28 protein-coding genes and 2 tRNA genes are annotated in these 23500 nt (G+C 57.8%); 9 read left to right on the forward strand and 21 right to left on the reverse strand.

The genetic code is table 11. The annotated features are described in order from the left end of the window. Nucleotides 1-193: 193 nt before the first annotated feature. The 13 genes from A7K61_RS09495 to A7K61_RS09550 form a co-directional block, all read right to left on the reverse strand. Nucleotides 194-1495 (reverse strand): STY4528 family pathogenicity island replication protein, encoded by a 1302-nt coding sequence (locus tag A7K61_RS09495; RefSeq protein WP_019816979.1) that lies wholly within the window; start codon nt 1493-1495, stop codon nt 194-196. Continuing rightward, entirely contained in the window at nt 1492-2187 is a 696-nt protein-coding gene (locus tag A7K61_RS09500) for a DUF2857 domain-containing protein (protein ID WP_008437329.1), read from the reverse strand. Before A7K61_RS09500 ends, A7K61_RS09495 begins: the two co-directional genes overlap by 4 nt. A gap of 28 nt (nt 2188-2215) precedes the next feature. Next, a complete protein-coding gene (locus A7K61_RS09505; protein ID WP_008437328.1) occupies nt 2216-3982 on the reverse strand; it encodes a ParB family protein in 1767 nt (588 codons plus the stop codon). Continuing rightward, a complete protein-coding gene (locus tag A7K61_RS34055; protein WP_008437327.1) occupies nt 3979-4215 on the reverse strand; it encodes an Arc family DNA-binding protein in 237 nt (78 codons plus the stop codon). The genes A7K61_RS09505 and A7K61_RS34055 overlap by 4 nt, the downstream gene beginning before the upstream one ends. Before the next feature lie 33 nt (nt 4216-4248). Next, nucleotides 4249-5250, reverse strand: coding sequence for a nucleoid-associated protein YejK (gene yejK / locus A7K61_RS09515; protein WP_008437326.1), 1002 nt, complete (start codon nt 5248-5250; stop codon nt 4249-4251). Then, nucleotides 5250-5489: a type II toxin-antitoxin system HicA family toxin gene (locus A7K61_RS31140; RefSeq protein WP_008437325.1), complete on the reverse strand. Its 240-nt coding sequence runs from the start codon at nt 5487-5489 to the stop codon at nt 5250-5252. Before A7K61_RS31140 ends, yejK begins: the two co-directional genes overlap by 1 nt. Then, entirely contained in the window at nt 5486-6007 is a 522-nt protein-coding gene (locus A7K61_RS09520) for a hypothetical protein (RefSeq protein WP_008437321.1), read from the reverse strand. Before A7K61_RS09520 ends, A7K61_RS31140 begins: the two co-directional genes overlap by 4 nt. Nucleotides 6008-6187: 180 nt before the next feature. After that, on the reverse strand, nt 6188-7537 hold the full coding sequence (gene dnaB / locus A7K61_RS09525; protein ID WP_008437319.1) for a replicative DNA helicase: 1350 nt from the start codon (nt 7535-7537) through the stop codon (nt 6188-6190). After that, entirely contained in the window at nt 7534-7752 is a 219-nt protein-coding gene (locus tag A7K61_RS09530) for a hypothetical protein (RefSeq protein ID WP_008437317.1), read from the reverse strand. The genes dnaB and A7K61_RS09530 overlap by 4 nt, the downstream gene beginning before the upstream one ends. Further along, nucleotides 7736-8455 (reverse strand): HNH endonuclease signature motif containing protein, encoded by a 720-nt coding sequence (locus A7K61_RS09535; RefSeq protein WP_069557474.1) that lies wholly within the window; start codon nt 8453-8455, stop codon nt 7736-7738. Before A7K61_RS09535 ends, A7K61_RS09530 begins: the two co-directional genes overlap by 17 nt. Further along, on the reverse strand, nt 8452-9153 hold the full coding sequence (locus A7K61_RS09540) for a DUF2786 domain-containing protein (protein WP_008437315.1): 702 nt from the start codon (nt 9151-9153) through the stop codon (nt 8452-8454). The genes A7K61_RS09535 and A7K61_RS09540 overlap by 4 nt, the downstream gene beginning before the upstream one ends. Next, nucleotides 9150-9908, reverse strand: coding sequence for a hypothetical protein (locus tag A7K61_RS09545; protein ID WP_008437314.1), 759 nt, complete (start codon nt 9906-9908; stop codon nt 9150-9152). Before A7K61_RS09545 ends, A7K61_RS09540 begins: the two co-directional genes overlap by 4 nt. A gap of 1 nt (nt 9909) precedes the next feature. Next, nucleotides 9910-10770 (reverse strand): ParA family protein, encoded by an 861-nt coding sequence (locus A7K61_RS09550; protein WP_008437313.1) that lies wholly within the window; start codon nt 10768-10770, stop codon nt 9910-9912. A gap of 242 nt (nt 10771-11012) precedes the next feature. Between A7K61_RS09550 and A7K61_RS09555 the strand changes: the two genes are divergently transcribed. Further along, nucleotides 11013-11089: transfer RNA gene (locus tag A7K61_RS09555), tRNA-Pro, on the forward strand. Nucleotides 11090-11232: 143 nt separating this feature from the next. On the opposite strand, the gene A7K61_RS09560 is transcribed toward A7K61_RS09555, so the two are convergent. The 3 genes from A7K61_RS09560 to A7K61_RS09570 are packed head-to-tail and all read right to left on the reverse strand — an operon-like array spanning nt 11233 to nt 13449. Continuing rightward, entirely contained in the window at nt 11233-12531 is a 1299-nt protein-coding gene (locus A7K61_RS09560) for an NAD(P)/FAD-dependent oxidoreductase (protein ID WP_014716868.1), read from the reverse strand. Between the two features lie 60 nt (nt 12532-12591). Next, nucleotides 12592-12765, reverse strand: a complete 174-nt coding sequence (locus tag A7K61_RS09565) for a DUF3094 family protein (protein ID WP_032893628.1) — start codon at nt 12763-12765, stop codon at nt 12592-12594. A 54-nt stretch (nt 12766-12819) separates the two neighbouring features. Beyond that, nucleotides 12820-13449, reverse strand: a complete 630-nt coding sequence (locus A7K61_RS09570) for a DUF1780 domain-containing protein (RefSeq protein WP_003188431.1) — start codon at nt 13447-13449, stop codon at nt 12820-12822. A 127-nt stretch (nt 13450-13576) separates the two neighbouring features. Between A7K61_RS09570 and A7K61_RS09575 the strand changes: the two genes are divergently transcribed. Next, complete coding sequence (locus A7K61_RS09575; RefSeq protein ID WP_069557475.1) at nt 13577-14266, forward strand: energy-coupling factor ABC transporter permease; 690 nt, start codon at nt 13577-13579, stop codon at nt 14264-14266. A gap of 64 nt (nt 14267-14330) precedes the next feature. Continuing rightward, nucleotides 14331-14546: a hypothetical protein gene (locus tag A7K61_RS09580; protein ID WP_003171680.1), complete on the forward strand. Its 216-nt coding sequence runs from the start codon at nt 14331-14333 to the stop codon at nt 14544-14546. Here the strand turns inward: A7K61_RS09580 and yacG are convergent. From yacG to A7K61_RS09600, 4 genes are read right to left on the reverse strand one after another with little or no spacing between them, the layout of a single operon-like run. Then, nucleotides 14543-14743 carry a DNA gyrase inhibitor YacG gene (gene yacG, locus A7K61_RS09585; RefSeq protein WP_003188437.1) on the reverse strand — a complete coding sequence of 67 codons (201 nt, stop codon included), beginning with the start codon at nt 14741-14743 and terminating at the stop codon, nt 14543-14545. The genes A7K61_RS09580 and yacG overlap by 4 nt on opposite strands. Further along, nucleotides 14740-15363: a dephospho-CoA kinase gene (gene coaE / locus A7K61_RS09590; protein ID WP_069557476.1), complete on the reverse strand. Its 624-nt coding sequence runs from the start codon at nt 15361-15363 to the stop codon at nt 14740-14742. The genes yacG and coaE overlap by 4 nt, the downstream gene beginning before the upstream one ends. After that, on the reverse strand, nt 15360-16226 hold the full coding sequence (locus A7K61_RS09595) for an A24 family peptidase (protein WP_069557477.1): 867 nt from the start codon (nt 16224-16226) through the stop codon (nt 15360-15362). Before A7K61_RS09595 ends, coaE begins: the two co-directional genes overlap by 4 nt. Further along, nucleotides 16223-17431: a type II secretion system F family protein gene (locus A7K61_RS09600; RefSeq protein ID WP_069557478.1), complete on the reverse strand. Its 1209-nt coding sequence runs from the start codon at nt 17429-17431 to the stop codon at nt 16223-16225. Before A7K61_RS09600 ends, A7K61_RS09595 begins: the two co-directional genes overlap by 4 nt. A 201-nt stretch (nt 17432-17632) precedes the next feature. Between A7K61_RS09600 and A7K61_RS09605 the strand changes: the two genes are divergently transcribed. The 3 genes from A7K61_RS09605 (at nt 17633) to A7K61_RS09615 (ending at nt 18641) form a co-directional block, all read left to right on the forward strand. Next, nucleotides 17633-18046, forward strand: a complete 414-nt coding sequence (locus tag A7K61_RS09605) for a pilin (protein ID WP_069557479.1) — start codon at nt 17633-17635, stop codon at nt 18044-18046. A gap of 64 nt (nt 18047-18110) precedes the next feature. Further along, nucleotides 18111-18186: transfer RNA gene (locus A7K61_RS09610), tRNA-Thr, on the forward strand. Nucleotides 18187-18335: 149 nt separating this feature from the next. Further along, nucleotides 18336-18641, forward strand: a complete 306-nt coding sequence (locus A7K61_RS09615) for a DUF6388 family protein (RefSeq protein ID WP_044271514.1) — start codon at nt 18336-18338, stop codon at nt 18639-18641. 119 nt (nt 18642-18760) lie between these two features. On the opposite strand, the gene nadC is transcribed toward A7K61_RS09615, so the two are convergent. After that, nucleotides 18761-19609, reverse strand: a complete 849-nt coding sequence (gene nadC, locus A7K61_RS09620; RefSeq protein WP_047712568.1) for a carboxylating nicotinate-nucleotide diphosphorylase — start codon at nt 19607-19609, stop codon at nt 18761-18763. Between the two features lie 245 nt (nt 19610-19854). On the opposite strand from nadC, the gene A7K61_RS09625 reads away from it, so the two are divergent. The 3 genes from A7K61_RS09625 (at nt 19855) to ampE (ending at nt 23460) form a co-directional block, all read left to right on the forward strand. Next, entirely contained in the window at nt 19855-22002 is a 2148-nt protein-coding gene (locus A7K61_RS09625) for a DUF1631 domain-containing protein (RefSeq protein WP_069557480.1), read from the forward strand. 61 nt (nt 22003-22063) lie between these two features. Beyond that, nucleotides 22064-22627 carry a 1,6-anhydro-N-acetylmuramyl-L-alanine amidase AmpD gene (gene ampD, locus A7K61_RS09630; protein ID WP_003188448.1) on the forward strand — a complete coding sequence of 188 codons (564 nt, stop codon included), beginning with the start codon at nt 22064-22066 and terminating at the stop codon, nt 22625-22627. Continuing rightward, nucleotides 22624-23460, forward strand: coding sequence for a regulatory signaling modulator protein AmpE (gene ampE, locus A7K61_RS09635; RefSeq protein ID WP_003188449.1), 837 nt, complete (start codon nt 22624-22626; stop codon nt 23458-23460). Before ampD ends, ampE begins: the two co-directional genes overlap by 4 nt. Nucleotides 23461-23500 lie beyond the last annotated feature (40 nt).

A 23500-nucleotide genomic window follows, 5' to 3' on the forward strand; every position in this document is an offset into this window, starting at 1 on the left:
GTGTCGCTGGCACGAATGCCGGATCCTGGGCAAGTGATTTGGGCCGAGTCACTTGCGTGGCGGCCGCGGCGTATTTCGGTTCCTGTCAGGGTGTTGCGGGCCGCAACACTTGCTGTGTAGCTGGCACAGATTCCGGTCACGACCGCTTCGCTCTGGGCCGCGTTACCACGATATTCTGGTTGTCCACCTGACATCATGGATGTGTACCCCGATTAGGCTTCAGCAGATGCAGCATTCCGCTGAGTGTGTGTTTTGCGGTTTGTATCGACTCAGGGCTACGCGTCTGCGTTAGCGTCTTCGTCGGCTGCTCTGCGCCCTCTGGCGGGGCTGAAGCGTCTTGACGCTCGGGGCTCGCTTTTGCCTTGTCGTCAGGGTTCCATTGGCTGTTGAAATCGCCGCGAACGGCCATGCCGACGAGCGTCATTAAGTATCCAAGCGGGTTTCGGACCCCTCCCGAGTCACAGCGGTGGACCCATTGTTTGATGAGCGCGGTTTTCAACTCTGCTGGAACCTTTTGCAGCGCCAGGACCGCGTTCTGTTTTTGCTCGACCGGTAGTCGATGCAGTGCACCGAGCAAATCGGCAGCGATGTCGTTTGGTGTGGGCGGTACATGTACAGAGCTTTTACAAACATCTTTGTGTGTATCTGTATACGTACTATATGAGTTCGGATGCCGAACTAAGTCCGAACTCAGTGATTTACGGCTGAGTTCGGCATCCGAACTCTGCTCCAAAGCGATTCGCTCTTCGCCTTTTTCACTGAGTTCGGTATCCGAACTCAGTGGAGATAGAGCTATATTTTGCTGAGTTCGGATTCCGAACTCAGTCGCTTTAAGAACGACTGGAGCCTGCGCTTTGGTCCAGGCCTGGCTATTCATGCGGGATTCGATGATGTCCAGCCTGCTAGGTAAGCGTTGGCCAACATCAGGATCAGCTGCAAATTCCTTCCAGGCAATTTCTGCCACTTCGCGAATCACCTTGGTCTGGTGCTGCATTGACTGCGCGAGTAGCTGCAAGTAGTCCTTGTCGAACTCTATAGCTTCGGCCGGTGTGACCGGTTCGTCGTGAAGCAGGTAGACGTTGCCTTGCACTTGTCCACTCAGATCATTGCGCACCCGTCGCCCCAGGCTAAGCCAACGGGTGAGACGTAAGGTCACTAATGCTTTTGATACAGTTTCACGCGAGGCAGGCCTACCGGGTTGCATACCCAAATATGGCCGCAGTTGGTCATAGGTAGGGAACGCCGTAAGGCCGTCGTCATTGATCAGTAGGCGAAATACCTGCCAGGTGTTTCTTTCAAGCGGGGTTAAGCGATCATCCAAAAGCAATCGGCGAGGAACCGTTTCGTGTGGGTTCCCGCTGAAAATAATTCCGGAGTAGGGGGAAGACCCTTCAATCCCCGGAGGCGCCGACTCTTTTTTCTGAAGCAAATGAGCTTCAAGGTGACCCGAGGCCGAGTCTAAAAGCGTCGACAAGGGAAGCCGAGACAACCTCATAATACAGAGTCACCTTCCACCGATGTCGCTGCAGGCTGTGCAAGTCGTTGAGAAGACACAAGCTGTAGCCTTCTCGGAAGGCCAGGGTTTGCAGGAGGGTAAAGCCCTTCCTTTATCCAGGACTGAATGCGATGCCAGATGATGGCCAGGCTGAGGTTTTCGTGGGTCTCATCTGGGCTAGTATCCTGTGGAGCATTGAGTTCCTCGGCGACCAACATGGCGATGTCCAGCAACGCGAGACTGTCGCCAAGCTCTACCTGATGCTCTTGCATTAGGTGCGTCCATCGGTACCAAAGCTGAGCGTCCATCTCCTCACTGAATTCGCGCCAACGGCCACGACGTGCCGTCACGCCGATCATTAGGCGTTGAAGGGCCACATCCTGCGGAGACAGCCCGAAGAACTGTTGCAGCATTTGAGTGGTCGCGCCAAGTCGCAGCGCACGTTCAATCATGCGCACTTCTTCATCAGAACGCTGCGCGCCTGACAGTAGTTTTTTTACCATGTCCCCATCAATGGTGACGTTGCACCAAGACACGGGAGTGTTAAGCAGCAAGCTCAGTACTGAAGGTTGTTGGAGCTGAGCCAATATCTCTGGCTCCAGGCCCATTTCGATGCAGCGCCGAAGTTGGCCATTACGCATGTGATGAAGCACCTGTGACAGGATTGCTTCATTTATTGGTGTCTTGGACATGACGACTCCCCCTTGTAGAGTCCGTGTGTTAACTGGCTGAATTCGGACCGTTGTTGGCGACTGACTGGATTTCCAGGTCAATCAAACGTCTTGCGAGACGAATAATGCGGAACAGCTTCACTAGAGCGCCGTCGCTGAGACGGCATTCACTTTCAGGGGGCTGATCTTTTGTGTGAGGCTGGCCCAGTAAGATCTGGCCCAGTCCGGCTGCGAACTCAAAGTCAGCCAACGCGTCGATTTGAAGCTTGGGTTGCTGCTGAATCATTTTCAGTACGATGGCCATCGAGCCGCTCAAAGACTGGAGCAGCGTCAAGGTATGTTGGGCTGTGGCAGTAATTTCGACTTCCGCTTCGGGGTGTCGGTAGCTGAACCCGACGCCACCATCGATATCGATAAATTGACCTGGGGCTTTGACCGAGCTGGCTATTTCGCGAGCCAATTGAGCGATGTGCTGACGCAGGGTCGCGGTATTGTCTATTTCGCGTTCGATGTACCAAAGGTCAGAAATGGGATTGAGTCCGCCAGCTTGAACAGGGATGGCCACCAAGGCATTGGAGGCGAAGTCGGGCAAGACCTCACCGTCAAGCGCAGCGAGCTCCCGTTTCATCTTGTCGACTCTGGGAGAAGTCTTCACAGGGCTCGCAACGTGCCCATCGATACGTGCTTGGCGCTCTTGTGGGCTCATTTGCTCCTGCGGAGTTGGGGCCAGTTGCTGTTGCACCCCTTGAGGTGAAGGACTCTCTTTGGAGGGCGTCGTCTTATGTGTGCTGCCCCCCGAAGTAGTAGGGGGTAGTTGTAGAGGGTTCTGATTAGCCTCAATGCCATTGTTCGAAACGTTAAGTTGAGTCCCCCCCTCAAATTGCGATGCAGGGTACTGTGGCAGCTCAAGAACCGGCGTAGACCGGCGCAATTGGTCCTGGTTCTGAGTGATTTCCAACAGTATTTGCTCGTAGCCGAGGTTCAGCGGCTTTTTAAGGTGATCTATCAGTTCGTCCTGAAATCGCTGGAATAGAAATTCTTCAGCGTCGCCCTCAAACTGGGACAGTACATCTTGGAAAAGCGTATCGAAATCAAGGTGCTGCTCCTGCTCTTGATAATTGCGATCCCAGCACTGAAGAGCTGTTTTGCGCAAAGACAGAAGCTTTATGATTCTGTCTACTCCCAGTCCAGAGTACAGCGCGCCTGGAATTGCTGGCAGTAAGTACCGAATGGTGTCGTGCATACGACTCAAGTGAGACGCGGAGACCGGGTAGCCATCCGCTGACAGCCGCCGTGAAAGCTCACGTAATGAGATAGACTCCCCTGCCTCTGTTTCATACAGCGCTCTCGCTTTGTCGACCCCAATAGCCCGCTCAATGAACAGGAGCTGGCCTTGGAGGTCGTTTTCAGCCAAGTGGCCGGTGAGCGAGATGATTTCGCCCCGAACGGCGTCCCAGGGTCGAAATAGGCAGTGAAACTTGAAGTACTTCTCGTCGCCGGTCTCACGATACAACTCGTTTAAAATTGCCAGGCGAGTGTTGCCGCCGTTGCGGATCCGGTACTTATCTTCCCCAGGTTTACGAGTGACGGGAGGTGGCGTATCGAGTCCCCGATTTCGTATCGACTCTTTAATTTCATCGTACTTCGGGTTACGAGTCGTCCTTGGGTTTTCGTCATACGGCAGCGTTTCGTCGAGAGTCAACAGCATGGGGGTATCGACGATGGGGTCGCTCATTCGCGCTGCCACCGGCGACTTCGATTCAAACGCCGGCAGCAACAGCTTATCTTTCATGGTTTGGGCCAAAGACGCTTTCATACTCTGGCTCCTGGCTGCTCATAAGCCGGGCTTGCCGCCAAAAGCTGGTCAATGATTTTCAAAGCACGATCCAGAGCAGCTTCAAGTTCGGCAGTTGTCTCCAGCCGATAAACAATTTCTGAGTTCATCGACCTGGCGTTTTCACGTGCTTCCAACGCGATGCGTTCGCGCATCCCGTCGGGCAGGCGAATAACGAATTTTTCTTCATGCAGACGCTGTGGTTTGTTACTCATGGTGGGCTCCGATGCCTAGGGTAGAAAGTGTGTTCAGCGACGTTTCAACTGATCAGTGAGTTGGGTAGGTAACCCCTTGATGACTAATGAATTGGACGCCTCGTCGTACTCGATCTTGTCCCCTAGCAGATGCGCTTCAAAACTGATGGACAAGCCTTCGGCACGGCCGGTGAACCGACGGAATTGGTTGAGAGTGCGTTTATCCAGGGGGATTTCCGGCGACAGGCCGTAGTCCTTATTGCGGATATGGTCGTAGAACGCCTTGGGGCGATCTTCATCGATCAAGCCTGACAGTTCCTCCAGGCCCATGGGTTCACCGAGCTTGGCCTGGCTGGTGGCGTAGTCCACCAGGGCCTTGGTTTTCTCGCGGGCCGATTCGTCTGGCAGGTCTTCGTTTTCAACGAAGTCGCTGAACGCCTTGAGGAGGGCGCGGGTTTCGCCCGGGCCGTCGACGCCTTCCATGCAGCCAATGAAGTCGCTGAAATACCCCGAGATCTTCTTACCGTTTTTGCCTTTGATGTACGAGATGTACTGCTTGGATTGCTTGTTGTTCTGCCACTCGGACAAGTTGATACGCGCTGCCAGGTGCAACTGGCCAACGTCCAGGTGGCGTGAAGGAGTGACGTCCAGATCGTCAGTAACCACCACGCCTTCACTGTGGTGGAGCAGGGCGACAGTTAGGTAGTCGGTCATGCCTTGCTGGTAATGGGCAAACAGTACGTGGCCACCGGTGGAGAGGTTGGACTCTTCCATCAGCTTTTGCAGATGCTCGACCGCCGTGTGGCTGAAGGCGGTGAAGTCCTGGTCACCTTCAAAGTACTGCTTTAACCAGCCGCTAAACGGGTGCGCGCCGGACTCGGCATGGAAGAAACCCCAGGCCTTGCCTTGTTTGGCGTTATAGCTCTCGTTGAGGTCGGCAAGCATGTTCTCGATGGCGACCGATTCGGATAGCTCCGAATCGCGTGCCTGGAGAACAGCAGGTGTGCCATCGGGTTTTTTGTCGATCAGGTGGACGATGCAATGACGGATAGGCATTAGATTGCCTCCTGCGAGTGTAGGGTTTGAGCTCGATCAGCACGACGAATACGGGCTTTGGCGTTGAGGCCTGAGCGGTAATCGCTTGCGGTTGATGAGGTGTAAATCGATCCAAGGCCAGATTTCGTGAACTTGATATGGCCACCTTGAGTGCGAGACACCGTCCAGCCATTCGCTTCAGCAAACTTCACGAGTACACGAAGGCTCTCGCTTTTTCCGCGTAGGAGATTGGTGGTCATAGCTCTGCATCCCTGTCTGCCAGAACGTTACCGGTCTGGATCGCGATGATTTCAGCCTGATCGCCAGGAAACTTGGTACCGAGCTCATGCAAAAAGTGACGCGTAGCCTCACGTGCTCCAGGCACGCGGAACACCACGCTGCAGTGCTGAACTTCCGCGGGGTGTTGCAGGTGAGACATGACGGCCACTTTCAGCGAGCAGCACTGGAGGTAGCGGGGCACCCAAACCGACCAGAAGTAGCTGGATAGCAAGGCGCCCGCACAGAGCAGTTCAACGGTAATTGTTGCGCTGGGCGTGTTGGTCAGCTCGACGTAGCCGAGCTTCTCAAACTCCAACAGATCCTCACGCATGCTCATTGGGACCACGGTGCTGTGGTCACGAGCAAGGCGGCCGATCGCTTGAGCTAATGCGTCGAGCTCCACCGGGTTGATCCCAGATTTATGGGCATGAGCCACAGCAGAGGCTTCGAACACGGCACCGGCATGGATACTAGGAAATAGCTCGGCGCTACTGTGCATCCGACACCTCCTGAAGCTCCTCGATGTCATAGCTATTGCAAGTAGGGCAAATAAGCTCGTCCACTTCACCGCCGGGTAAGGCTGGAGCGCCACTCACTTGATGTTTCGGGTGGTGGCTATCGCATTGAAGGCACCAGTGAGTGATGCGTACGAGAGTATTCATCGCTGAGGTGTGCTTTTTCATAGTTGAGCCCCTTGCCAGCCGGCGTTGGGACTGAGGTTGGCAAACCGGGTCTGATTGGCGATGAAGGCTGTTCGTACGGTCCCAGTTGGGCCGTTACGCGCCTTGCCGAGAATGATTTCTGCAATGCCTTTGTGTTCGCTCTGAGGGTGGTACACCTCGTCCCGGTAGACGAACATAATCAGGTCCGCGTCCTGTTCAATCGCACCGCTATCACGCAGGTCTGCGTTGATCGGACGCTTATTTGGCCGTCGCTCCAGTTCTCGGTTGAGCTGGGAAAGCGCAACCACCGGGCAATTCATCTCTTTCGCTAGGGCCTTGAGGGACTGGGATATAGCGCTGATCTCGTTGGCCCTGTTTTCCTGACCTGGGCAGCGCATGAGCTGCAGGTAATCGATCAGGATCAAGCTCGGGTGTCCGAAGCGACGAGCTGCTCGACGAGATTTAGCTCTGATTACTGCAGGCGTGAGCGCTGATGAGTCGTCGATGACCAGCCGCTCTCCATAGCCATTAATACGAGAAACCGCTGCAGTCAGCTTCGGCCAATCATCATCATCGAGCTTGCCCTTCAATAGCCTGCCCAGATCGATATGGCCTAGGATGCCCATCAATCGATACATCAGTGCTTTGGCCGGCATTTCCATGCTGAAAACCTGAACTGTACGATCAAGCTTTGCCTGCAGAGCCGTATCTATGAAGTTCAAGGCCAGAGAGGTCTTCCCCATAGACGGGCGCGCGCCGAGGATGATCAGGTCGGCTTCTTGAAAACCCGACGTCAGCTCGTCCAGGTCCTCCAGGCCTGAAGGCAGGCCGGTCACGGTGATATTGCCGTTGAAATGTTCGTCTATTTGTTCGACGACGTTCGTCAGGCATTGGTTGATATTGACGAATTCCGTTGCGCTCTTGCCTTCACCCAGAGCGAACAGTTGCTGTTCAATTGATTCTTGAACATCCTCCGCACTTGCCAACGGGTCTGTCGCCTCGCGAGAGCATTGGTATCCAAGGGACATGAGCTGTCTGAGCCGAGAGCGATTACGCACGATGGATGCGTAATGCTCGATGTTGGCTACAGACGGCGTGTTTTTGGCCAGCTCGCCCAGATAGCTCAGCCCTCCGGCTTCGTCTGGCTCCTCCAACGCGTTGTGGACGGTGACGATGTCGAACGGAATGGACTTGTCAGCAAGGCTTGCCATTGTCCGGAACAGCAACCGATGGTCGTGTCGGAAAAAATCAGAGGCATCCAGTTTGTCTGCGACGAGATCCCAGGTGTTGTTGTCGAGCAGTAGCCCACCTAACACACCTTGTTCAGCCTCTACGGAGTAGGGAGGTGAGAGGTCAAGGTGATTCATTTCCCAGACTCCTGGCCTATCTGAAGAAAACCACTCCCGTTGCGTGCCCCCAGGGCTTTGACCATGTCGACTTCAACCTTCGCTGAATTGATCATGACCTGAGCAACCTCGGCAACCGCTTTGGCCCGTTCGATTTCCATTGGTCTTTCTGGGTCCAGGAGGCTCTCGATCGCGACGAACAGGTGATTACGTAGATCTTCAATCTTGTTCTTCATGTTCAACCTCCCGGATGGTGCGTTTGAGTTTGCCGATAGCGCGTATTGCGGATTTCAGCTCTTCCGGATACCGATGAATGGTGTTCCGACGCATACGTTCTGCTCTCGTCAGCAACTCCAGGTTATTCAGGGCTATATGGGCCTTGTTGCCGTCCTTGAAGCACACGCACATGTTTATAGGGACTGGTCCGTGATGCTCCTCCCAAAGCAGTACATGCACGGCTTTCCAGTCAACGGGTGGGTAACCGGTATCGGTGATTTTCTTCTGCTGATAACCGTCAGGAGTTGTGCGCAGGCTGCCAATAGGCAGCCAGTTCCCCGGTTTATTGCCGGCCTTAAACTGCGTCTGAGTCATACGGCCAGAGGAGGGGAGCCCCTTAAGGCCCTTATTCCATGGGACGGATCCCTTGGGAAAGCGGAATTCTGCGTCCAACTTGCCGTCAAGCCGGCCACAGAGACTACTGCGAAGAAACTCGGCGCTTTTGCTCAAGCCCAGCCGTTTGGCTTTGGCATAGACCTGATAGACGCTGAGCCCCAATTCGGCGGCTAGGACCTGAGTCGGTTCATTGGGATAGCGGGCAATGAGCGAGCGCTCTTCTGCCTCACTCCAAACATGGTGTTTGTGAACCGGGGCAAGCCCAAGTTGGGATCTGGCTTGTTCCAGCGCCGCCATGGCCAAAGGTGAAAGCGAATGAGTTCTCATTGGCTCCCTCCATGCCCAAGGGCTCCTTGTGACTGCTGTCCGACACCACGATGCAGCCTGGCATGCTTGCCCTGGTCCCATCCCGCTTGCAAAGAGCGGGTGTCATGACCTTTGGCTTCGATGGGCTTGATAATGGCTAGCGTTAGTTTTGGATGATGCCATTCCAGGTAGGCTTGGATCTCCAGCGCAGTGTTTTCGTCTATCCCACCTGCAAACTGGTTCACCTTAGAGGCGACGGCATTGAGCCAGCCCTCGGCAAACAGTTGGCCGCGGTGACGTTTGGTTTTCAGTTGGCAGCGCTTCTGCTGGGCAACATGAGCTCGTCGGGCTGCGACAAGCTGGTGATGCAGCGTTGAATAGGTGTGAGCTGCCAGATCGGGTGAAATACCTTTCCCCAAGAACTTGAAGGACCAGCCAAGTAGCGGATTGAAATACGCCAAGTGGCTGCAATCGAAGGCTTGGGAACAGATTGAGGCCAGGTTGTGCAGCCAATCCTGCGGTGCCCGACGGGTTTTGGTACCCACAATGGATTCTTCGATTGTATGGGCAGCGACTTCGGTGTGTTCCAAGTTGTACTGATTCATCAAATGGCGAGCTTGACGAAGTGCAATTTCCACTTCGTTTGGGGCAGCGCCTTGTGACTTGGCCAGCGCCATGAGTTTGGCGACCTTGCTGAGGACTTTTTGCTTGTCCATCATTCACCCCCTTCCTGTTGGAGGCGGGGGGAGAGCGCCTCTGACCACAGGCGAAGTGTTTCTTCCTCATCAGCAGAGAGGTGAGTCCGGGCAAGGCAGTCCGCAACCTTCTGTTTCAGGGCATCAAGGCGGTCTTGAACACTTGACCCATCGTCGTAAGCAATCTCTTGCTCAACAGCTTGCACAACGTCATTACGAAGAGAGAGAACCGTGCTTATCCAAAAAGCACTTGGGCTGGTCCAGCCAATGAGCTTTCGAGTTCTGGCAGGCGACAGGTAATCACGGAGCCTGAGATTGAACTCCCTAGGGGAATAACCATTCCTGAAAACGTCTGCTCGATTAAGCGTCAGCGCTGTTTTAAGAATATCTAGAAGAGGGTCCAAAGCCGTTGGCTCAGGAGCAAAGGGTTCTAAATATGTTTCAGCTACCAGGCGTTTGGCTTCGGCATATCGACTTTGCTGACGGCGTTTGGCTTGGTTTTCGTCGCGGCCGCGCTTTTCCTTCGCGTGCTTAATGTTCGAGTTCACTGACTCGATAAGCTTCGCGGCGTCCTGCAAAAGCTGAAGCTGGTCAACGCTCAACTGAGCGCCAATCCGACCGGGTAATTGGTAACCGCTTGTCAGGGCTCGGATTTCTCGTGCGGTTCCACTGAGCTTGGCTTGCAAGCTGCGCAATTGCTGAGCGCTGTAGTACTTGCCAACCTCTAGGATGAGGTTTGCAGTAATACTGCGGGCGTCGGTAATGGAGGGCTTCGCCATTTCAACGACCCTCCCTCACCAAGTTAGCTACCTTTTCCTCGGTCATGGCCTCGAAGCGGTCACGCCATTCTGGAAAAAGCTCAATGGCCAATTGGCGGATCACGACAAGGGCTGCAGGGGATATGCGGTTGGAAGGCTGTCTGTATTCCAAGCGGTGTACTGGGACGCCCAGGGATGAACTGTTACGAAACACCACTGCGGAGGGGACGACGCATTCCAGAACGTTGATTTCGTCATTGTCCTGGAAAATTTCCCGTACCGACTGCTCGATCATTTGCGCGTCGGTGGTTTGGTCGAGATTGTTGACGACGATCCGCACAGGAGGGATTTTCATGCCCAGGCGCCCATAGGCGCGCAGGCCGTCCAGCATCTGCATGGATCCCCGGCTGAACTCCCGTGCAGCGAGCATATTGGGCGGAAGTGGGGATATGACCAAATCAGAGGCTAGGACCACCATTTCGAGCATTGCCGACCTGGCGCCTTGGGTGTCAATCAGTACCAGGTCGAAATGATCTTTGAAGCCCGGCATCAGGTTGGCGAGTCGCAACCGTCCGTCAGGTGCTTGCAGGATCAGGCTGTTCAGTTGGTTGTTGATGTCGTTGGAAATGACAAGCGACAGGTTTGGTATCGTGGTGCTGGATATGATCTTGGCTGATTCGGTGATATTGAATGCCAGCAGGTCGTAGATGCCTCCTTGAGCTTCATCGACCAATTGGTAATACGAGGAGAGCGAAGGCTGTGCAGGATCTAGGTCGATCATGAGCACGCGCAGGCCTGCATCCGCACAAAAAGCGCCGAGGTTGGCCTCGATGGTAGTTTTGCCTACGCCGCCTTTGGTCGAAACGACCGCAGAGATTTTCATGGTTTGGAGCCTCTAATGTGGGTTCATTAGAGGCTGCGAGGCCACGGAAACAGCTATGTGTAGCGAACACGATCCTGGGCTATGAAGCACTAAAACCAATTGTCTTTTAACCAATTGGTCGTAGGTTCGAATCCCACACGACCCACCATTTTTGAGACCAGTTAACGCTGGAATCGAATCTTAAGATCAGAGGCCAAAAGCGCTGATCGAAGAAGGCGACTGAAAGGTCGCCTTTTTATTACCGGGGTATAGCGCAGTCCGGTAGCGCGCCTGCTTTGGGAGCAGGATGTCGGGAGTTCGAATCCCCCTACCCCGACCATATTAAAAATCCTCGTATCGAAAGATACGGGGATTTTTTTTGCCTGCGTGAATCCTGAATTCACCGCAAAACAAATGTGGGAGCGGCGGTGCGACGATTCGACTTGCTCCCACATTTACCAGGCCTCTTTCGAGGCCAGGTTGTTAATGCAATTTAAGGCGTGGCTCGGTGCCGCGGCCGATCTTGCTGCCCAGCATCAGCATCGCCGTGCGGAAGAACCCATACAGGGCCATCTGGTGCATGCGGTACAGCGACACGTAGAACATCCGCGCCAGCCAGCCTTCCAGCATCACACTGCCCGTCAAATTGCCCATCAGGTTACCCACCGCAGAAAAGCGCGACAGCGAGATCAGCGAGCCGTAGTCGGTGTACTTGTAGGTCGGCAGCTCTTTGCCTTCAATCCGCAGCTTCAGCGATTTGGCCAGCAATGACGCCTGTTGGTGAGCCGCTTGGGCCCGTGGCGGTACATTGCGGTCGGTGCCCGGCTGCGGGCAAGCGGCGCAATCACCAAAGGCGAAGATGTTTTCGTCGCGGGTGGTTTGCAGGGTTTGCAGGACTTGCAGCTGGTTGATGCGGTTGGTTTCCAGGCCATCGATGTCCTTGAGGAAACCGGGGGCGCGGATACCGGCCGCCCAGACCTTGAGGCTAGCCGGAATCACCTGGCCGCTGCTGGTGATCAAGGCGTCGGCGGTTACTTCACTGACCGCCGAATTGGTCAGTACCGTCACCCCTAGTTTCTCCAGGGTTTTATGCACTGGCCCACCGATCCGCTCCGGCAGGGCAGGCAATACCCGCGGGCCGGCTTCGATCAGGGTGATGTGCATGTTTTCTGGCTTGATACGGTCCAGACCATAGGCGGCCAGCTCATGGGCGGCGTTATGCAGCTCGGCGGCCAGCTCAACCCCGGTGGCACCGGCGCCGACGATGGCGACGCTGATCTGTTCAACGGCGTCGGTTTGGCCTGCATGGGCGCGCAGGTAGTGGTTGAGCAATTGCTGGTGGAAGCGCTCGGCCTGCTTGCGGGTGTCGAGGAACAGGCAATGTTGCGCCGCGCCCTCGGTGCCGAAATCGTTGGTGGTGCTGCCTACCGCAATCACCAGGCTGTCGTAGCCCAGCACGCGGGCGGGCACCAGTTCGCGGCCTTCTTCGTCGAGGGTGGCGGCCAGCTGGATTTTCTTCTGTTCACGGTCAAGCCCGCTCATACGGCCCAGCTGGAACTCGAAGTGGTTCCATTTGGCTTGGGCGACGTAGTTGAGTTCGTCTTCCGAGGAATTCAGCGAGCCGGCAGCCACTTCGTGCAGCAAGGGCTTCCAGATGTGGGTCAGGTTGGTGTCGACCAGCGTGATGCTGGCCTTGCCACGCTTGCCCAGGGTCTTACCCAGGCGGGTAGCCAACTCCAGGCCGCCGGCACCGCCGCCGACGATAATAATACGATGGGTCATGGGGATATCTCGCAAGGCTAAAAGAAATCGGAGCAGTTACCCTCGCGAGCGCCAGGCGGCTCATAGCGTCAGGTAACTCAATAGGCGGCTCAGCGCACCGAGCCCGATCACCACTACCAGCACCACGCAGAGGAGCAGCCACGGCCGGAAAGGCTTGCGCTCGACTCTGTTCTGGGAGAGTTGCAGGTACTCTTCGACACGCTCTTGGTCATCGGGTTTCAGGCGGCTGGTCATAAAGGCCTCGTCAGGTAGACGTTGCAAAGGGGCGCCACGTTACAGCCAGGGGCATCACAGGCTGATGCCGACATCAAACACTATGCTGCGGCCCAGGTTGTTGCGCAAGAAGTCCGGCGCGTCGGGATGTGCGAACAGGACCCGTGCGAATGTCGGCCCCACCAGCGATAGCGAGCGCCAGCCCTGACGCAGGTATTCGGTCGGCGGCGGAAAATGGCTGTTGAGGTCCAGCACCTCGCGTTTGAGGCTGGTAAACGCAATGAGGTCCAGCTCCCCCAGATCCATGCCGCGTTCTTTGTAGTTGTGAGCTTTTTTACGCAGTGTGGGGGCCAGGCGCAGCAGGAACTCATGGGCGGGGATACGCCGTGGCTTGGCTTCGCGCCGTACAAGTTGGCTCAGGGAGAAAGCACTGCGCCTGCGCAGCAGCTCATCGCGCCACTCGTCGTTCAGGCGACGGCCCTCGTCCAGCACAAAAAAGACCTCGAAGCTGGCGTCGCGAAACAGCACGTCGGGCGGCTCCTGGCCCGCTGCGTGAAACTCTTCGACACGATAGGGCACGTTCAAGCCTTGCAGCAGGCGCTGGCAGACCCAACGCTCACGCTCCCACTTGCGGGCATTGGACAGGAATGCGTTGGCTTGTTCGGCTGCTACGGTGAGCAGGCGCAAATAATCTGAGTCATCCATAGTCGCAGCTTAGCGTTCAAATGATGACCACAGGAAGTCTTGCCTTAAAACGCGGGTGTAGAATGCTCACGTGAAACAGGCCAGGGACGAGGTGTGTGATGAGTTTTTTGGTAAAGGCAGAGCGTCCGTGATCAGTGCAGCGGTTCTGGCACCCCAGACCCTCGGTATCGGCTGGCTGGTGTATGCGCCCGTGGTGATATGGGCGATCCTGCGCTCGCCCTGGGTGGAGCTGTTTGCCGACCGGCGGCGCCAGCATTTGCTGTTCGGCACGGTGTTCGCACTGTTCATGCTGTGGCTGGTGCGGCGGGATTTCGATACCGGCGTGTCCTATCACTTCATCGGCATGACCGCCGTGACCTTGCTGCTCGATTGGCCGCTGGCTATCGTCGGTGGTTTTGCCGCCCAGCTTGGCTTGATGCTGTTGGGGCGTCAGGACCAGGCCGCGCTTGGCGTCAATGGCCTGCTCCTGATCGTGCTGCCGGTGCTGGTCACCGAAGGGTGCGCGCTGTTGGTGGAGCGGGCGCAGCCGCGAAACCCCTTTGTGTATATCTTCTGTTCGGGCTTTTTTGCTGCCGCACTGTCGGCATTGCTGTGCCTGTTGGCCGGCCTGGGACTGCTGTGGTTCGACGGCCTTTTTGCAATGCCGCAATGGCTGGAGGATTTTGTCGGTTACCTGTGGCTGATCATCTTTCCCGAAGCCTTTATCAACGGCATGGTCATCAGCGCGCTGGTGGTGTTTTGCCCGGAATGGCTGGAGACCTTCAACCGCACCCGCTACCTCTCGGCGCCGTGGAAGGACGACGATTCGCGGCGTTGATCCAGGTCAAAAGCAGGGCAGTGGCGCAGGTCCATGCTCGGCAAAATTTTCAGGAGCATGAATCATGAGTGTGTATGAATGGGCACGGCAGGAGTTGCGCAGAAGCCAGGATGCAGCGCAGGAAATCGGTTTTGACCCCGGTTTGACCTTGCGCGCCATGCTCAGCGCAGTGGTGCAGCAAAGCAAGGGTGTACGCAGCTTCGAAGACCTGGCCGACGAGTTGCAATACCTTGCAGAAAACCTCGACGACCAGCAGGAATATGCCTTTATGCGGCCTTAGTGGCGCGGCGGCAGGTCTTCGGAAAACAGTTCGTCTTCGGCGTCCGGGGCCACGGGAATCTTGTGTTCTTCAGCGGCCCAGGCACCCAGGTCGATGAGTTTGCAACGGTCCGAGCAGAACGGCCGGTTGAGGTTGGTCGCTTTCCATTCCACGGGGGCGCCGCAGGTTGGGCAGTCGACGGTCAAGGGTTGGCTCATGATCGGCCTCCACGCAAAGTAAGGTAAAAGTGGTGCAGTCGCTCGACCTCGCCATGCAGCCAGGCAAGGTCCTTATCGTTGACCAGCACGTCATCGGCATGGTTCAGGCGGTCTTCGCGGCTGGACTGAGCCTTGAGAATCGCCTGCACCTGTTGTTCGCTGATGCCGTCGCGCTGCAGGGTACGCTGAATCTGCAGCGATTGCGGCACGTCGATCACCAGGATGCGCTGGGTCATGCTGTACTGCCCGGACTCGATCAGCAGCGGTGACACCAGGATCGCGTAGGGCGACTGGGCGCGTGCCAGGTGGCTGCGAATTTCCTCGGCGATCAGCGGGTGCAGCAAGGCTTCCAGCCACAGGCGTTCTTGTGGGATCTCAAAGATCAGTTTGCGCAGCGCGGCACGGTCCAGTTGGCCGTCGGCTTGCAGCACGCCACTGCCGAAATGTTCGGCAATGCGCGCCAGCGCCGGGCGGCCAGGCTCGACCACCCAGCGCGCGGCGTGATCGGCGTCCACCAGGTCGATGCCCAGCTTGATAAAGTGCTCGGCCGCAGCGCTTTTGCCGCTGCCAATGCCGCCCGTGAGCCCAAGAATCCAGGGTGTTGCAACAGAAGTGGTCATCTGAAACCGACAGACTGCAAATAGAAGTCGGTTATTTGACCACCCCAGAGCAATGCAATCCAGCCGGCAATTGCCAGGCAGGGGCCAAACGGCATTGGCGCTGACACCTGGGCCTTACGCAAACGCAACAGAATCAACCCAACAAACACGCCCAGCAGCGAGGCCATCAGCAGGGTCATCGGCAGAATCTGCCAGCCGCCCCAGGCTCCCAGCAAGGCCAATAATTTGAAGTCGCCATGGCCCATGCCGTCCTTGCCAGTGGCCAGCTTGAAGAGCCAGAACAGGCTCCACAAGCTCATGTAGCCGATGACCGCGCCCCATACTGCATCGGGCAGGGGCGTCAGCAGGTCAGCGCTGTTGAGGATCAGCCCCAGCCATAGCAGCGGCAGCACCAGCACATCCGGCAGCAGTTGGTGGTCCAGATCAATCAGGCTCATCCCCAGCAAGCCCCAACTCAACAGCATCACCGCGCCGGCTTGCCAGCCGAAGCCGAAGTGCCAGGCGACAGCGGCGCAGGTCAGCGCGCACGCCAGTTCGGTGAGAGGATAGCGTAGGCTGATGGGCTCGCGGCAGTGGGCACAACGCCCCCGGAGCAGCAGGTAGCTGAGCACCGGAATGTTTTCCCAAGGCCGAATCGGTTGATTGCAGTGCGGGCAGCATGAGTTGGGGCGCATCAGGTTATAGGCGGGCCCACCGGGCTCGGCTGGCAACTCCAGAATCTCATGGGCCTGGGCACGCCACTCCCGCTCGAGCATTTTGGGCAGGCGCCACACCAGCACATTGAGGAAGCTGCCGACGATCAGGCCCAACACCAGCGCCAGGCCAACAAACGCCCAGGGATGTTCGCTCAGCAGCAGGCTCAAAACGCCGTCCCCAATTGGAATACCGGCAAGTACATGGCGACTACCAGCGCGCCGACAATCCCCCCCAATACCACCATGATCAGCGGCTCCATCAGGCTGGTGAGGTTGTCGACCAAGGTGTCCACGTCTGACTCGTAGTGGTTCGCGACTTTTTCCAGCATGCGGTCCAGGGTGCCGGACTCCTCACCGATTGCGGTCATCTGGATCGCCATGCCTGGGAACAGGCCGCTGTTATGCATCGATTGATTCAACTGCATGCCTGTGGATACATCATGGCGCATACGTTCGATTGCCTGTTTGAAGGGGCCATGACCGACGGCGCCAGCCACCGAACCCAATGCCTGTACCAGAGGAACGCCCGCCGCAAAGGTAGTGGATAGCGTGCGAGCGTAGCGGGCGACCGCAGATTTGTGCAGCAGTTTGCCTGCCACGGGCATTTTCAACAAACCTGCTGCCCACCCATGGCGAAACCCCGGGTAAGTACGGTAGGCGTGGCGCCCCGCAACCAGCGCCGCGCCCACACCCAGCCCCAGCATCCACCACGCCTGTTGCAGCAGTTCCGACAGCGCGATGACCCCCAGGGTAAATCCCGGCAATTGGCCGTTGACCCCGGCGAACACGTTCTGGAATTGCGGCACCACATGGATCAACAGCACTGTGCTCACCCCTGTGGCAATGACCAGTACCGCGATAGGGTAGGTCATGGCTTTCTTGATCCTGGTTTTGAGCCGTTGGCTTTTTTCCAGATGAATCGCCACGCGCTCCAGCAGGGTTTCAAGGGCTCCGGCCATTTCGCCAGCCGCCACCAGATTGCAGTACAGCTCATCGAAGTAGCGGGGATATTGACGCAGGGCAGCAACCAACGGGTGGCCGCTGGCAATATGCTGTTTCAGCGCTTTCACCAGTTCGCGCAGCTGTGGGTTTTCGACGCCTTCACTGATGATGTCGAAGGCTTGCAGCAGCGGGATGCCGGCCTTGAGCAAGGTAGCCAACTGGCGAGTGAACAGAGCGATATCTGCGGGCGTTATGCGCGTCTTGAAGGTCGGCAGTGCACAAGACTTCTTGCGCACTCGCTCGGGGCAGATTCCTTGCTGGCGCAGTTGCACCTTGATCAGCGCAAGGTTATGGCCGGCGATCGTTCCGGATACCCGGCGCCCTTTGCGGTTGATGCCCTCCCAGGCATAGATTGTCGACGTGTCGTTCATGTGAAGTTGGCACACCCAGGTCGTGAAGAATTTATAGCTTAGTCAGGTGGCGGAGTCGGCCAGGCTGGTGTTGGGCGATAAAATGTCAGATTGTGCGTCTTGCAGGCGAACGGCTGCGTGGGGATGAGTACACTGGCGCCGTTGCACACTACGGGGCGCAGGACGCGCCTTGTCATGGTTCTATTCTGGAGAGTGAAAGAAATGCGTCAAAAAGGTTTTACCTTGATCGAGTTATTGATCGTCGTGGCAATCATCGGCATTTTGGCCACCATCGGCCTGCCCATGTACACCAAGCACCAGGCCAAGGCCAAGTTCACCGCGGGGTTGGCTGAAATCAGCGCGTTGAAGGCCGGCTATGAGGACGTCATTAACCAGGGCACCGTGCCGACCCTGGCCCTCATCGGGGGCACCAGCCCTACCGCCAACTGCACTATCGAAGTGACGGGCGATGTGGCCTCGGGCGCCGGTACCCTGCGTTGTGAAATCCTCGATGCGCCCGCGCCCGTGCTCGGCAAGACCATCACCCTGACCCGCAGCGCTACCAGCGGCTGGAGCTGTGCCACCACGGTAGACCCGCAGTACGCTGCCAAGGGTTGTGGCGCCAACGGCGCGTGACAGTCGCCGGGCGGTGAGCGAGCAAGTTGCTGCATGCCCAATGCAGTGCTAGCTTTAGCCCACCGCCCGTGTAGCTCAGCCGGTAGAGCAGCGCACTCGTAACGCGAAGGTCGCAGGTTCGATTCCTGTCTCGGGCACCACAGGCACCACTGTTTCAACGGCAATGTTTTCAGATGATCCCAGAATGGTTCTGAAGGCCAGGTGAGCCGGGCATTTGCGCCCGCTCTTTTGTATCTGCGCAACCTTGAAGACCCAGATGCATTCCCATTCCTCGATCTAAGAGAACGACATGACCACGACTGAGATGACCCAGGAAGTTCGGCACCAAGAAGCTCTCGAGAAATACCTCGAGGCGACGCCGCAGCTTAAAGAAGAGATCAAGGACCTGAGCGCTGACGATCAGCGTGACCAGATTCAGTGGGCATTTGAAGATGAGGCCGAGAGCCAGGGCTACCAGCCTTGGGAGCTGACCCTCAAGTACACCTCGACACCCGAAGAGTTCGAAGCCGCGCGGTTGGCCTTGCACAAAGAGGCGGCCGAGGTGCTGGGTGTCGAATGGGACGAGTACTGCGAGATGAATAACCTTGTAGTTTAAAAGCAGCCTGTAGGAGCGAGCTTGCTCGCGAAACACTCAAGACCACCGCGTGCCCCCAGAGGTACGCGTTATCGTTAGGGTTTTTCGCGAGCAAGCTCGCTCCTACGGTTACGGCATCTTCAGATACTGAGGCGCATCGACAGGTCCACCGCCTTCACATCCTTGGTCATCGCCCCGATGGAGATGTAGTCCACGCCGGTTTCAGCGATAGGCAGCAAGGTGGTTTCATTGATCCCGCCGCTGGCTTCCAGCTTGGCCTTGCCGGCGTTCAGGCGCACGGCTTCGCGCATGTCGTCCAGGCTCAGTTCATCCAGCATGATGATGTCGGCACCCGCCGCCAGGGCTTCGCGCAACTCTTCCAGGCTTTCCACTTCGATTTCCACCGGCTTGCCCGGGGCTATTTTGTGGGCGGCCGTAATCGCTTGGGCAATACCACCGCAGGCGGCGATGTGGTTTTCCTTGATCAGGAACGCGTCATACAGCCCGATGCGGTGGTTGTGGCAACCGCCGCAGGTCACCGCGTACTTCTGCGCCAAACGCAGACCTGGGAGTGTCTTGCGGGTGTCCAGCAGTTTGACCTGGGTGCTCGCGACAAAATCCGCCAGGAACTGCGCTCGGGTGGCTACACCTGACAGCATCTGCAAAAAATTCAGCGCACTGCGTTCACCCGTGAGCAGCGAGCGTGCCGGGCCTTCAAGGTGGAACAGCGCCTGGTTGGGGCTGACACGTTCACCGTCAGCTACCTGCCAATGCACGGCGACCCGTGGGTCCAGTTGACGAAACACTGCATCCACCCAGGCCGTACCGGCAATCACGGCCGCTTCACGGGTAATGATCGTGGCCTTGGCCAGCCGTTCGGCCGGGATCAACTGCGCGGTGATGTCACCACTGCCGATGTCTTCCAGCAGTGCGCGGCGCACGTTGGCTTCGATTTCGGCGGTGAGGTCGGCAAGACGGAGGTTCGGCATAACAGGCTCCACAAACAAAGTGCCTCGATTATAGGGCCAGCGTGCGTTCTAACCCAGGCTCGCCACTCATTTACCGCACAAAGTCAGAGTGTGCTGGCGCAACTGCCCTCGTTTGCAAGATAATCTCGCGCCTTGCAATTGGCGTCATAGCTTTGACGTCTTGGTGGTAACCGGGATATTTGCAGGGCCTGCCGGGCCTGCCCCGGTCTTTCCACCTCTCAAAACCGCCGTTTCAGGAGGCCAGGATGCACAATGACGGGAAGGTGGTGCCTATCAACAGGGCACAGGCCACGCCATCGCCGCTCGCGCGCCTGCCGGTGGTGTTGCTGCAGGTGCGTGACAAGGCTGCGCAACAACTGCAGCAAGGCTTGCAGGAACTGTTCGATAACGCCGACGACACCCTGTTTGAAATGGCCGAAAAGGCCCGTAGCACCGTCGACCATCATATTTTTTTCGAGGCCATGCGCGACCTGCGCCTCAAGCGCAAGAACTTCGAACGCGTGTTCATGGAGCAGCTGTTCGTGGCGTTCGCCAACCTGGGCCAGGCCCGGTGCAGCGGGGCACACCTGGTGCCGCTGGTGTCTTATGAGGCGGTACCCGGCACCAGCGCCGATGACGTGGAAAAAGCCGTGGCCCTGGAGGCGATGCTCGGTCGGGTGCGACACCGTGATGGCTTGGCGCTGGGGCAATTGAACGCGCGCTTGAGTGAACTGCTTGGCAGGCGCCTGGATGATCCGGAAAACCCCTTGGGCCCGGCGCGGCTGTGCGAGTTTTTCCTGCAAGCAGGGCGCAGCCTCGGGGTGGAGATCCGCGTCAAGCTGGTCATGCTCAAGCTGTTTGAGAAATACGTGCTCAGTGACGCCGACCTGTTGTATGGCGAGGCCAACCAATTGCTGATCGCCACTGGCGTATTGCCGGAACTCAAAGCGATCCCATCCCGTCGAGCCGGCGGGCGTGCGGCCCGGGAGCACCAGGACTGCACCGGCCAAGCGGTGGCCGACCCGCCGCTGGATAAAAGCGGCCAGCAAGCGTTCAGCGCCTTGCAGACGTTGCTGGTAGCCGTGCGTGGCAGCGTGGCCCCGACCCTTGAAGCCAGCGCCGAGCCGCAACCCATTGCCACCCGCGATCTGCTGCGGCTGCTGTCGCATTTGCAGCAATATGTACCGGAGCCGGAGTGCGAGGACGATTTCGACCTGCGCAGCCAGCTTGAACAGTTGCTCACCCGGGTCAGTGTCAAAAGTGGCAAGTCGCGGGTGTTGGAAGAAGCAGACGAAGATGTGATCAATCTGGTGGCCATGCTGTTCGAGTTCATGCTCGATGACCGCAGTGTGCCGGACGCTTTCAAGGCGCTGATCGCCCGCTTGCAGATCCCGCTGCTGAAAGTGGCGGTGCTGGACAAGAGCCTGCTCAGTTACACGCAGCATCCGGCGCGGCGCTTGCTCAATGACATCGCGAGCGCCGTCATCGGCTGGAGCCCGCCCCATGACCACTCACGAGACAACCTCTATCTGTGTATCGAGCAACTCGTACAGCGGTTGCTGAATGAGTACGTCGAAGACCCGGCGATTTTCTCCCAGTTGCTCACCACGTTCAGCGCATTTACAGCCCAAGAGCGCACGCGCAGTGAACGTCTTGAACGGCATACCCGTGACGCCGAGCAAGAGCGCCTGCATACCCAGGTGGCGCGCCAGCGTGTGGCGCAGGTGCTCAATCGGCGGCTCGTGGGCAAAACCTTGCCGGCATCGGTGCTGCAATTTGTGCAGCAGGCCTGGAGCCAGGTGCTGTTAGTGGCCGTTCTCAAAAACGGTGAACAATCGCTGCAATGGCAGGCGGCGCTGCGCACCCTGGATGAATTGCTCTGGAGCGTGGGCCTGCGTGAAGACACCGAAGCCGGCCGGCGTTTGCTGGAGCAATTACCCGGGCTGCTCAAAGCATTGCGTGACGGGTTGGCCGGTGCGGCGTTCGATCCTTTCAGTACCCGCGAGTTTTTCCTGCGGTTGCAGGCTCTGCATGTTCAGCCGCTCGACGGCGAGGCGCTGGTCGAAGTCCGCGAGCCTTTTACCCTGGACGCTGGCCCGCCGACCGCCGACAAATCAATGCCCCCTGACGACCCCGACCTGCTCAAGGTCCAGCAGTTGCGAGTCGGTGCCTGGGTTGCGTTGCAGCAACATGAAGCCGGTACCCTGCGCTGCAAGTTGACCGCAATCATGCCGCCCGCCGATACCTATATTTTTGTCAGTCGAGGGGGCCTCAAGGTACTGGAGAAAAGCGCGTGCCAGTTAGCCCTGGCGTTCAAGCAGGGCGTCCTGCACGCCTTGGACGACGGCCCACTGTTCGAGCGTGCGCTGGCAGCCGTGGTGGGCAATCTGCGGCAACTCAATCGCGGCAAGTGATCGCAACCGCAGGGTGGAACGCGGCATACTGGTCACACCTCGTCTCACTCAAGGAGCCTGTATGCAGTTGGACCCCGCCAGCGGTTGGTGCCAGGGCATTCGTCATTGCCCTTCGCCCAACTTCAACGAGCGCCCTGAAGGCGAAATCTCGCTGTTGGTGGTGCACAACATCAGTTTGCCTCCGGCGCAGTTCAAGACCGGCAAGGTGCAGGAGTTTTTCCAGAACCGCCTGGATATTTCAGAGCATCCCTACTTTGAAGGGATAGCCAGCCTACGGGTGTCTGCGCATTTTCTGATTGAACGTGACGGCACTGTGACGCAATTTGTTTCGTGCCGCGACCGGGCCTGGCATGCTGGTGTTTCCGTTTTTGACGGGCGCGAGGTGTGCAACGATTTTTCCCTGGGGGTCGAGCTCGAAGGTACGGACGACCTGCCGTTCACCGATGCCCAGTATGCGGCGCTGATCGACCTGACCCGCCAGTTGCTCAAGGCTTACCCAAAGATCACCCACCAACGTATTTGTGGTCACAGCGACATCGCACCGGGGCGCAAGACCGACCCGGGCCCCGCTTTTGATTGGACGCGCTTTCGCAGCGCCCTGCAGGATGGAGGACACGAACGATGAGTTTCCTGGTGTTGGTGCTGGCGGTATGGATCGAGAAGTTCTCGGCCTTGCGCCTGCGGTTGCAGCGTGACGGCGGATGGCTGCGTGAACTGGCCAAGCTGGAATCGAGCCCGCGCATGGGCAAGCGGCCCTGGCTGATCCTGCTGGTATTGGTGCTGTTGCCGGTGGCATTGCTGGCGTTGCTGTTGCTGGTGCTGGAACCGGTGGCCTATGGCCTGTTGGCATTGCCGGTGCATTTGCTGGTGGTGATCTATAGCCTGGGCCGTGGCGACCTATTGGCAGGGTTGGGACCGTTTCGTGATGCCTGGCGGCGCGGTGACCTGCAGGCGGCCGAGCATGTGGCCGAACGCGACCTCAAGCTTGGCGCCGACAGTGGCGAGCAACTGCTGGAGCGCGTCCAGGGCTACCTGCTGTGGCAGGCGTACCAAAGCTTTTTTGCGGTGATTTTCTGGTATTTCCTGCTGGGCCCGGTGGCCGCCCTGGCGTACCGCCTGTTGGCGCTGGCCAGTGAACACAGCCAGAACCCCTTGGTGGCCGAACGCGCCACGCAATTGCGCCACGCGTTTGACTGGTTGCCGGTACGCCTGCTGGCGGCCAGCTTTGCCTTGGTGGGCAATTTCGTCGGGGTCAGCCGTGTGATGCTCCACGAACTGCTGAGTTGGGACATCAGCGCGGCACAGCTGGTGGAAAAAGTCGGCCTGGCCGCTGCGGAAATCCCGCCGCCAGTGGTGGGGGCCGATGGCATCAACAGCCTGGATCGCCTGTGGGAACTGCTGCTGCGTGCGGCGGTGCTGTGGTATGCCGGGTTTGCCATCTGGACGGTACTCCCCTGATTTGTAGGAGCGAGCTTGCTCGCGAAAACCCTCAACGATA

This window comes from Pseudomonas sp. AP42 (genome assembly GCF_001728935.1).
GTDB lineage: Bacteria > Pseudomonadota > Gammaproteobacteria > Pseudomonadales > Pseudomonadaceae > Aquipseudomonas > Aquipseudomonas lactis.

What these genes read in the sequence shown, in the direction of transcription:
- A7K61_RS09495 (WP_019816979.1), bottom strand. Translation starts at nt 1,495, where the DNA reads ATGAGGTTGTCTCGGCTTCCCTTGTCGACGCTTTTAGACTCGGCCTCG.
- A7K61_RS09500 (WP_008437329.1), bottom strand. Translation starts at nt 2,187, where the DNA reads ATGTCCAAGACACCAATAAATGAAGCAATCCTGTCACAGGTGCTTCAT.
- A7K61_RS09505 (WP_008437328.1), bottom strand. Translation starts at nt 3,982, where the DNA reads ATGAAAGCGTCTTTGGCCCAAACCATGAAAGATAAGCTGTTGCTGCCG.
- A7K61_RS34055 (WP_008437327.1), bottom strand. Translation starts at nt 4,215, where the DNA reads ATGAGTAACAAACCACAGCGTCTGCATGAAGAAAAATTCGTTATTCGC.
- yejK (WP_008437326.1), bottom strand. Translation starts at nt 5,250, where the DNA reads ATGCCTATCCGTCATTGCATCGTCCACCTGATCGACAAAAAACCCGAT.
- A7K61_RS31140 (WP_008437325.1), bottom strand. Translation starts at nt 5,489, where the DNA reads ATGACCACCAATCTCCTACGCGGAAAAAGCGAGAGCCTTCGTGTACTC.
- A7K61_RS09520 (WP_008437321.1), bottom strand. Translation starts at nt 6,007, where the DNA reads ATGCACAGTAGCGCCGAGCTATTTCCTAGTATCCATGCCGGTGCCGTG.
- dnaB (WP_008437319.1), bottom strand. Translation starts at nt 7,537, where the DNA reads ATGAATCACCTTGACCTCTCACCTCCCTACTCCGTAGAGGCTGAACAA.
- A7K61_RS09530 (WP_008437317.1), bottom strand. Translation starts at nt 7,752, where the DNA reads ATGAAGAACAAGATTGAAGATCTACGTAATCACCTGTTCGTCGCGATC.
- A7K61_RS09535 (WP_069557474.1), bottom strand. Translation starts at nt 8,455, where the DNA reads ATGAGAACTCATTCGCTTTCACCTTTGGCCATGGCGGCGCTGGAACAA.
- A7K61_RS09540 (WP_008437315.1), bottom strand. Translation starts at nt 9,153, where the DNA reads ATGATGGACAAGCAAAAAGTCCTCAGCAAGGTCGCCAAACTCATGGCG.
- A7K61_RS09545 (WP_008437314.1), bottom strand. Translation starts at nt 9,908, where the DNA reads ATGGCGAAGCCCTCCATTACCGACGCCCGCAGTATTACTGCAAACCTC.
- A7K61_RS09550 (WP_008437313.1), bottom strand. Translation starts at nt 10,770, where the DNA reads ATGAAAATCTCTGCGGTCGTTTCGACCAAAGGCGGCGTAGGCAAAACT.
- A7K61_RS09560 (WP_014716868.1), bottom strand. Translation starts at nt 12,531, where the DNA reads ATGACCCATCGTATTATTATCGTCGGCGGCGGTGCCGGCGGCCTGGAG.
- A7K61_RS09565 (WP_032893628.1), bottom strand. Translation starts at nt 12,765, where the DNA reads ATGACCAGCCGCCTGAAACCCGATGACCAAGAGCGTGTCGAAGAGTAC.
- A7K61_RS09570 (WP_003188431.1), bottom strand. Translation starts at nt 13,449, where the DNA reads ATGGATGACTCAGATTATTTGCGCCTGCTCACCGTAGCAGCCGAACAA.
- A7K61_RS09580 (WP_003171680.1), top strand. Translation starts at nt 14,331, where the DNA reads ATGAGTGTGTATGAATGGGCACGGCAGGAGTTGCGCAGAAGCCAGGAT.
- yacG (WP_003188437.1), bottom strand. Translation starts at nt 14,743, where the DNA reads ATGAGCCAACCCTTGACCGTCGACTGCCCAACCTGCGGCGCCCCCGTG.
- coaE (WP_069557476.1), bottom strand. Translation starts at nt 15,363, where the DNA reads ATGACCACTTCTGTTGCAACACCCTGGATTCTTGGGCTCACGGGCGGC.
- A7K61_RS09600 (WP_069557478.1), bottom strand. Translation starts at nt 17,431, where the DNA reads ATGAACGACACGTCGACAATCTATGCCTGGGAGGGCATCAACCGCAAA.
- A7K61_RS09605 (WP_069557479.1), top strand. Translation starts at nt 17,633, where the DNA reads ATGCGTCAAAAAGGTTTTACCTTGATCGAGTTATTGATCGTCGTGGCA.
- A7K61_RS09615 (WP_044271514.1), top strand. Translation starts at nt 18,336, where the DNA reads ATGACCACGACTGAGATGACCCAGGAAGTTCGGCACCAAGAAGCTCTC.
- nadC (WP_047712568.1), bottom strand. Translation starts at nt 19,609, where the DNA reads ATGCCGAACCTCCGTCTTGCCGACCTCACCGCCGAAATCGAAGCCAAC.
- A7K61_RS09625 (WP_069557480.1), top strand. Translation starts at nt 19,855, where the DNA reads ATGCACAATGACGGGAAGGTGGTGCCTATCAACAGGGCACAGGCCACG.
- ampD (WP_003188448.1), top strand. Translation starts at nt 22,064, where the DNA reads ATGCAGTTGGACCCCGCCAGCGGTTGGTGCCAGGGCATTCGTCATTGC.
- ampE (WP_003188449.1), top strand. Translation starts at nt 22,624, where the DNA reads ATGAGTTTCCTGGTGTTGGTGCTGGCGGTATGGATCGAGAAGTTCTCG.